Source organism: Embleya scabrispora (assembly GCF_002024165.1).
Taxonomy (GTDB): Bacteria; Actinomycetota; Actinomycetes; order Streptomycetales; family Streptomycetaceae; genus Embleya; species Embleya scabrispora_A.
In genome coordinates this window covers 2,807,803-2,815,261 of record NZ_MWQN01000001.1, presented here as the reverse complement: position 1 = coordinate 2,815,261, position 7,459 = coordinate 2,807,803, and the positions used below count along the sequence as shown (strand labels likewise).

8 protein-coding genes are annotated in these 7,459 nt (G+C 71.0%); all 8 read left to right on the top strand.

Features of this window, described 5'->3' with window-relative positions:
• The first annotated feature begins 61 nt into the window (after positions 1–61).
• The 8 genes from B4N89_RS12390 (at position 62) to B4N89_RS12355 (ending at position 7,404) form a co-directional block, all read left to right on the top strand.
• Positions 62–268 (top strand): MbtH family protein, encoded by a 207-nt coding sequence (locus B4N89_RS12390; RefSeq protein ID WP_078975915.1) that lies wholly within the window; start codon positions 62–64, stop codon positions 266–268.
• Positions 265–1,242: an ATP-binding cassette domain-containing protein gene (locus tag B4N89_RS12385; protein WP_101897069.1), complete on the top strand. Its 978-nt coding sequence runs from the start codon at positions 265–267 to the stop codon at positions 1,240–1,242. The genes B4N89_RS12390 and B4N89_RS12385 overlap by 4 nt, the downstream gene beginning before the upstream one ends.
• A complete protein-coding gene (locus tag B4N89_RS12380; protein WP_078975914.1) occupies positions 1,239–2,150 on the top strand; it encodes an ABC transporter permease in 912 nt (303 codons plus the stop codon). The genes B4N89_RS12385 and B4N89_RS12380 overlap by 4 nt, the downstream gene beginning before the upstream one ends.
• 109 nt (positions 2,151–2,259) lie before the next feature.
• Complete coding sequence (locus B4N89_RS12375) at positions 2,260–2,508, top strand: acyl carrier protein (protein ID WP_078975913.1); 249 nt, start codon at positions 2,260–2,262, stop codon at positions 2,506–2,508.
• A 60-nt stretch (positions 2,509–2,568) separates the two neighbouring features.
• On the top strand, positions 2,569–3,831 hold the full coding sequence (locus B4N89_RS12370; RefSeq protein WP_078975912.1) for a beta-ketoacyl-[acyl-carrier-protein] synthase family protein: 1,263 nt from the start codon (positions 2,569–2,571) through the stop codon (positions 3,829–3,831).
• Positions 3,832–3,839: 8 nt separating this feature from the next.
• A complete protein-coding gene (locus tag B4N89_RS12365; protein ID WP_078975911.1) occupies positions 3,840–4,967 on the top strand; it encodes a beta-ketoacyl synthase N-terminal-like domain-containing protein in 1,128 nt (375 codons plus the stop codon).
• A complete protein-coding gene (gene fabG / locus B4N89_RS12360; RefSeq protein ID WP_078975910.1) occupies positions 4,964–5,692 on the top strand; it encodes a 3-oxoacyl-[acyl-carrier-protein] reductase in 729 nt (242 codons plus the stop codon). The genes B4N89_RS12365 and fabG overlap by 4 nt, the downstream gene beginning before the upstream one ends.
• Entirely contained in the window at positions 5,692–7,404 is a 1,713-nt protein-coding gene (locus B4N89_RS12355) for a phytoene desaturase family protein (RefSeq protein ID WP_078975909.1), read from the top strand. Before fabG ends, B4N89_RS12355 begins: the two co-directional genes overlap by 1 nt.
• Positions 7,405–7,459 lie beyond the last annotated feature (55 nt).

Below are 7,459 nucleotides of genomic sequence, written 5' to 3'. Positions count from 1 at the left end.
CCCTCGACGCATTCGACGCATTCGACGCATTCGAGCACCATCCGAGATCTGGAGAACATCCATGGCCAACCCCTTTGACCGCGAAGACGGCCGCTTCCTCGTCCTCGTCAACGACGAGGGGCAGTACTCCCTGTGGCCGTCCTTCGCCGCCGTGCCCGACGGCTGGCGGGTGACGCTCGCGGAGACCGACCGCGCCACGGCCGTGGCCCACATCGAGCGCGACTGGACGGACATGCGTCCGCTCAGCCTGCAGCGTCGGGCGGGATGACCGTGGCCTCGTCCGACCTGGCCATCCTCGCCGAAGGGTTGCAGAAGCAGTACCGCAGCCACACGGCGCTGCACCGCGTCGATCTGGCGGTGCCGGCCGGCACCGTCCTGGGCGTACTCGGCCCCAACGGCGCCGGCAAGACGACCACCGTCCGCATTCTGGCCACCCTGGTCGAGCCGTCCGCCGGCCGTGCCGTCGTCGCCGGGCACGACGTGGTGCGCGAGGGCAAGGAGGTGCGGCGGCGCATCGGCCTCGCCGGGCAGTACGCGGCCGTCGACGAACTCCTCACCGGGCGCGAGAACATGGTCCTGCTGGCCAAACTGCTGCGCTACGGGCGACGCGGTGCGGCGCTGCGCGCGGCCGAACTGCTCGAGCGGTTCGAGTTGACCGACGCCGCCGACCGCACCGTGGGCACCTATTCGGGCGGCATGCGCCGCCGGCTCGACCTGGCCACCTGTGTGATCGGCGATCCGCAGGTGTTGTTCCTCGACGAGCCCAGCACGGGCCTGGACCCCACCAGCCGGAGCGTCCTGTGGGACGTGGTGCGCGACCTGGTCGCCAACGGCGTGACCATCCTGCTCACCACCCAGTACCTGGAGGAGGCGGACGCACTCGCCGACCGCATCGCCGTCATCGACGCGGGCCGCGTCATCGCCGAGGACACCCCCGCGGCGCTCAAGCGCATGGTCGGCAGCGAGCGCCTGGAGGTGACCGTGGCCCGCCCGGAGAGCCTGGCCGACGCGGTCGCCGCGCTGGCCACGCTCGGCGGCGCCCAGGAACCGACCGCCGACCCGGCCACCCTGCGGGTATCGGTGCACCTCGACCGAGGCGGCCTGGACGAGGTGGCGCGCGCCGCCGTCGCCCTGCGCGAAAAGGGCGTGGACACCGTCGACTTCGAGGTGTGCAAGCCCACGCTCGACGACGTGTTCTTCCAGCTCACGGGCACGGGACAGCAAAAGGAGAGCCGGCGATGACATCGACGACCGACGCCGCGGTGTCGCCGCCGACCGACGAGGCGGCCACGTCGACGGCCACCGCCCCCGCGGCCTCGTCTCCGGTGCCGCGGTCCGCGGAGTCCAGGGGCGCGCTGCTCGGCTACCTCGGCGACACCCTCGCCCTGGCCGGACGCCATCTGACCCATCTGCGCCGCTCGCCCGGCCGGCTCGTGCTCGTGACGATGACCCCGCTGGTGATGCTCGTCGCCGTCGGCTACCTCTTTCGCAACTCGATGAACGTCCCCGGCGGTGTCCCGTACGAGGACTTCATCCTGGCGGGCATCGCCGTCCAGGTCGGCCTGTCCGGCGTCGGCCCCACGGCCATCGGTGTCGCGCTCGATCTGCGCCACGGCCTGGTGGACCGGTTCCGTTCGTTGCCGATCGCACCGAGTTCGGTGCTCATCGGCCGCACCCTGGCCGACCTGTTCGTCGGCGCGGTCAGCCTGACGGCGGTGTCCCTGGTCGGCCTGGCCGTCGGCTGGCGACCGCACGAGGGCGTGCTGCGCACCGCCGCCGGATTCGCCGTGCTGCTCGCCTTCATCTACACCATGCTGTGGCTCGGAATTCTGCTCGGCACCACTCAGAAGAATGTCGAGGCCATCGACGGTACGGGCGCGCTCGTGCTCGTCGTCTTCAGCTTTCTTTCCAATGCGTACGTCGGGGTGAACGGCCTGCCGGAATGGCTGCGCCCGGTAGCCCAATGGAACCCGGTCACCGCCGTCATCACCACCTGCCGCAGGCTGTGGGGCAACGACCCCTCGGGCGCGGCGGGCAGCGGGTTCGCCGCCGACCACCCCGGTGTGGTCGCCGCCATCACCCTGACGGCGATCCTGGTCATCGCGGTCGCCGGCAGTGTACGGGGCTTCGAGAAGGCCGTCGGAAGGTGAACGGCAACCGACGTCAGTCAGCGGTCAGTTGAATGTCATCGGCCCGTCATCGAGGCTGACTAATTTTTGCCGTAAGGCAAATTCGAGAATCTGAAACGGAGAAAACAACATGACCACTGTTGTGCCCGAGCGCCTTACCCGCATCAGGGAAATCATTGCCGAGAACATCGATGTACACATCGAGTTCTCGGACAGCACGCTGTTCATCGACGAACTGGGCGCCGACTCCCTGAAACTCATCGACGTGCTCAGCGCCCTCGAGATGGAGTACTCCATCGTCATCGACATGGACGAACTCCCGAAGATGGTGAACGTGGAGACCACGTACCAGGTGACCGCCGCCGCTGCCGGTTGGTGAGCAGCGGGGGCTCCGCTCCCGGACCCCCGCCCCCAGGCATCCCACTGCTTAAGGAGTCCGATGTCCACCGCACAGTCACCGCCGGCGCCCCCCGCCCGCGCACCGGCGAATCGCCGCCGGGCCGTCCTCACCGGCCTCGGCGCGATCTCCAGCATCGGCACGGGTGTCGAGGAACTCACCGCGGCGTTGCGGGCCGGCCGCTCCGGCGCGGGGCCGATCACCCGCTTCGACACCACCGGGTTCGGCCACAACACCGCATGCGAGGTCCGCGAGTTCGAGCCGGAGCGCTGGATCCGCAACGTACCCCTCGACGACATGGGCCGCGCCGGGCAGTTCGCCGTCGCCGCCGCCCGGATGGCCGTGGTGGACGCCGGACTGAGCGAGGCCGACCTGCGTGAGCGGCAGGCGCTCATCAGCGTCGGCACCACCGACGGCGAATCGCACGACATCGGGCTGCTCGTCGAACAGGAACTGGCCGCCGGAGACCCGGAGGCCATGGACCCGGTCCTGTCCCGCCGCATCAACGCGGGCCGGCTGAGCACCGTGATCGCCCGCGAACTGCGCATGCCGAACGTGGAGGCCACCACCATCACGACGGCCTGCGCGGCGGGCAACTACTCGATCGGCTACGGCCTGGACGCGATCCGTTCCGGCGAGGTCGACATCGCGCTGTGCGGCGGAGCCGACGCGGTGTGCCGCAAGGCGTACCTCACCTTCAAGCGGTTCGGCGCGCTCACCCCGGACGTGGTACGGCCCTTCGACAAGAACCGGCAGGGCATCCTCACCAGCGAGGGCGCGGGAATCCTCGTCCTGGAGAGCCTGGAATCGGCGCTCGCGCGCGACGCGCACATCTACGCCGAGGTGCTCGGCTACGGCCTCAGCTGCGACGCCAACCACGCCACCGCACCGGACCGCGTCGGCATCGCGCGCGGCATTCGCCTCGCCCTGGACGACGCCGGGGTCAAGAAGGAGGAGATCGACTTCATCTCCGCGCACGGCACCGGCACCAAGGCCAACGACCGCACGGAGTCGGCCGCCATCCTCGACGTGTACGGCGACGCGCCGCCGCGCACCGTGGCCCTGAAGTCGATGCTCGGCCACGCGATGGGAGCGGCGAGCGCCCTCGGCGCCATCGCCTGCAGCCTCGCCATCGAGCACGGGTTCATTCCGCCGACGATCCACCATCGGGAGACGGACCCGGCCTGCCCGCTCGACGTCGTGCCCAACCACGCCATCGACGCGGACGTGCGACTCGTGCAGAACAACTCCAGCGCCTTCGCCGGCAACAACGCCATCCTGATTCTGGGGACGTACGGAGAGTGAGTCCCACCATGAGTACCGCAGCAGTCACCCCGGCGGCGTCGCTGCCGCCGGAGACGCTCGTCATCACCGGATGGTCGGCCGTATCCCCGTACGGCGTGACCCGCGAGGCCTTCGCCGCGGGCGTGCGCGGCGGCGCGAGGACGGCCGTGAAGGCGGACGCGGCGCTCGGCACGCTGCCGTCGCCCAACGTCTGCACGGTCCCGGGCTTCGACATCCAGGGCCTGCTCGGCCCGCAGGGCACGGCCAAGATGGACCGGCTCACCGCACTGACCCTGGTCGCCTCCGACGGGCTGCTCCTGGACGCCGAAGGCAACAGGGCGGTGCGGACCGACGAGGCCACCGGTGTGGTTCTCGGTATCTCCATGGGCAGCCTGGAGAACATGACGGACCTCCTGCGTCAGTCCTACACGAACGCGCTCCCCTTCCACGTCGACGCCGGCCGCATCCCCTTCGGCAGCCTCAACCACGCCGCGGGGGCCTGTGCGATCCGACACGACCTCAAGGGCCCCAACACGACGGTCGCGGGCGGCCGGGTCAGCGGGCTGCTCGCCCTCAACTACGCGCGGCGGCTGATGAGCCAGGGCCGTGCGACGAAGTACCTGGTGGGTTCCGTCGAGGAGTTCTCCGCCATACACGCCTGGTTCGAGTACACCGCCCTCGCGGCCGGCGACCCCTCGCCGCTGCTCGGCGAGGGCTGCGGCCTGTTCCTGGTCGAGCACGCCGGCGCCGCCGAAAGCCCCGCACTGGCCGCGGTGTTGAGTATCCAGACCGGCGTCGACATCGACGACGACCCGCGGGCCGCCGTCACCGCCTGCGCCCGCCGCGCCCTGAATCGCGCCGGCGTCACCCCCGACGAGGTGTGGGCGGCCGTCCCGTGCGCCGCCCCCAACGCCGCCGGTCGGGCCGAGTCGGAGGCCCTGGCGGCGCTGCTGCCCGCCGACGCGCTGTCGCGGGTGCCACCCATGGAACTGCTCGGCGACACCAGTGCGGCCTCCGCCTCCTTCCAGATCCAGGCGGTGCTCGGAGTGGCCGAGGCCGACCCGACCTCGTCCGGTCGGATCGCGCTGGTGTCCGCCGTCGACCGGGACGGCGCGGTGGCCTGTGCCGTGCTGCGACTGCTGGGGGAGCACGCATGATCGCGCTGGTCAGCGGCGGGTCCCGGGGCATCGGCAAGGCCATCGTGCTGCGCCTGGCCCGGGACGGGTACGACATCGCGTTCTGCTACCGCTCGAACGAGGAAGCCGCCGAGGAACTCGTCAAGGAGGCGAGCGAGTTCGGCACCCGCGTCACGGCCGCCCGCTGCGACGTGTCCGACGCGGCGGACGTGCGCGACTGGTACGCGCGTACCGAGCGCGAACTCGGCCCCGTCGACGTCGCCGTCACCTCGGCGGGCATCACCCGGGACCGGCCGGTGATCCTGATGCCCGAGGAGGACTGGGGCCGGGTCCTGCGGACCAATCTGGACGGCGTCTACCACGTGTGCCGCGCCGCCGCGTTCTCCATGAGCAAGCGCAGGAACGGCGCGATCGTCAATCTGTCCTCGGTGTCCGGGATCCACGGGAACATCGGGCAGGCCAACTACGCCGCCTCCAAGGCCGGGATCATCGGCTTCACCAAGTCCCTCGCCAAGGAGTGCGGGCCACGCGGTGTGCGCGCCAACGTGGTCGCCCCGGGCCTGATCGCGACCGACATGGTCGGCGACATGTCCGAGGCCGCGGTGGAGCGGATGCTGAAGAACGTGGCGCTCGGGCGCGCCGGCCGCCCCGAGGAGGTGGCGGACCTGGTGTCCTTCCTGGTGTCGGACCGAGCCGCGTACATCACGGGGTCGGTCTTCGAGATCCACGGTGGTGGCACCTTCTGATGGGCACGGGAACGCAGGGAGCCGGGGGCCTTCGGGACAGCTACGACGCGATCGTCGTCGGCAGCGGCATCGGCGGCCTGGTCACCGGCGGCTATCTGGCCGCCGACGGGCGCCGCGTGCTCATGCTCGAACAGCACGACGTGGCGGGCGGCAACGCGCACGCCTTCCGCAGGCGGCGCAAGTACGAGTTCGACGTCGGCATGCACTACCTCGGCGACTGTGGCCCCGACGGGCTGATCCCCACGATTTTGTCCGGGCTCGGAGTCCGCGACCGGGTGCGCTTTTTGCCCATGGACAACGAGCACGGCTTCGACCGGGTCATGACGCCCACCGCGACCCTGGACGTGCCGGCCGGATGGGATGCCTACGCCGACCGGCTCAGGCAGGCGCTGCCCGAGGAGGCCGACCGCGTCGACCGGTTCATCGAGCTCGCCACGGCTCTGGCCGCCGTGAACCGGGCCAGTCTTACGGGCGATTCGATGGCGCAGTTGTGCCGCCGGTTCCCGGAGGCGATGCGCTGGACCCGCCGTACGCTGGGCCAGGCCCTGGACCACTGCGGCCTGTCCGCCAAGGGGCGCACACTGATCGCGGCCCAGGCCGGCAACTACGGCTCGATGCCCGACGGAGTCGGCTTCGCCGAGCACGTCAACATCACCGACCACTACCTGCGCGGCGCGTACTACCCCGAGGGCGGCGGTCAGGCCCTGGTGGCCGCGTTCGTCGAGGCGCTGGAGGCGTACGGCGGCGAGCTGCGCACCCGGTGTGAGGTGCGCCGCATCCTGATCGAGAACGGGCGTGCCACCGGCGTCGAACTCACCGACGGGCAGCGGATCTCGGCGCCGCTGGTCATCTCCAACGCGGACTACCGGAGCACCGTCCTCGACCTGTGCGGCGGCGAGGCGGCCTTCCCCGCCGGCCTCGTGGCACGCACGCGCGAGGCGACCATGCGCAATGCCATCGTCTCGGTGTACGTCGCGCTCGACACCGAGTTGCCGGCGCTGCCCAACGCCAACATCTGGTGGCACGGCAGTGACGACATGGAGGGCGCGCACGCGGCGATGCTGGAGCGGTACGCCCGCGACGGATCGATGGACACGGTGTCGCAACTCGCCCTGTTCTTCGCCTCCCTCCGGGACCCGGGGGCGCACGCCGTGTGCCCGCCGGGCCACAGCAACTTCCAGCTCATGATGAACTGCCCGTTCGGTTACGACTTCTGGGGCGTGCCGGGCGGACCGGTGCACGGCGAGCCCTACCGCCGCAACCCCACCTACCTCGCCCGCAAGCGGCAGTTGACCGAGGCGATGCTGGACACCGCCGAAAAGATCCTCGGCCCGTTCCGGAGCCGCATCACCCACGTGGAAACGGCGACTCCGCTGACCAACGAGCGCTACATCCGGGCCGGCGGCGGCACCCCGTACGGCATGGCCACCTGGGGCGGCACGGCCCGGCGGCCCGACGTGCGGACCGAGGTCGAGGGTCTGTACGTGGTCGGCCAGAACGTCCGCTACGGCAGCGGCATCGGCGGCGTGGCGACCTGCGGAATCGCCGCCGCCTCGCGCATCCTCGGGCGCGGGCTGTTCGCCGAGGCGTACACCGGCGTGGTGCTCGGCGACGCCTCCAGACTGCCCGAACGGGCACCGGACTGGGACCCACTGGCCGTCTCGCGCGGACAGGCGCGGCGGCGCGCGAAGGGCCTGGCCGGCATCGGCTGAGGGCCGCCCGGCCCACGACCGATCACCTTCCCATCCCGACCAGGCCCTTCCGCCC